Source organism: Kitasatospora nipponensis, assembly GCF_039528135.1.
Taxonomy (GTDB): domain Bacteria; phylum Actinomycetota; class Actinomycetes; order Streptomycetales; family Streptomycetaceae; genus Kitasatospora; species Kitasatospora nipponensis.
Window position 1 is genome coordinate 1 of record NZ_BAAALF010001081.1, and the last position, 537, is coordinate 537.

General features: G+C 77.1%; 1 protein-coding gene. It reads left to right on the top strand.

The window, feature by feature from the left end:
* On the top strand, positions 1–384 hold a 384-nt coding region (locus ABD323_RS44990), incomplete at its 5' end, for a hypothetical protein (RefSeq protein WP_344447724.1).
* Positions 385–537 lie beyond the last annotated feature (153 nt).

The window sequence follows — 537 nt, forward strand, 5'->3', positions numbered from 1 at the left end:
GGGGGCGGGTGGCCGGAGGCCGAGGGGGCCGCGATCCGGGAGGACGCCCAGCGCGCCCGGTTCGCGCAGATCGAGCAGCAGGTGCCGCTGCACGAGCTGCGGGTGTCGGTGGGGAAGGCCCGGCGCGGGGTCGAGCAGCTGCGCGCGGAGCAGGCCCGCCGCGCCGCGCCGCCGCCCGAGCGGCTCCAGCTGGAGGACGCTGTCCGGGCCGACCTGGCCCGGGAGGTGATGGCCCGGGCCGCCCGGTCGGGCAGCACCACGGCCAGGCCGTCGAAGAAGACCGCGCCGAAGAAGCCGCCGGCCCCGGGGCTCGGCCAGCAGCTCCCGCCGCACCTGCGCTGGGGCAACGACCCCCGCGACCGGGGCAACACCCCGGGCCGGTAGGTGGTCTCCAAGGTTGGTGAAAACCTTGGAGGCCCAGGTCACGGTGAGGTCTACCAATGCTCTGACCTGCGGCTTCCAAGGTTGGAAGCCGGGCCGTCCGGCGCCGGGCCGCCCGCCGGGCGCATCCGCCGTCCGGGTGGGGTCGGTGGTCCG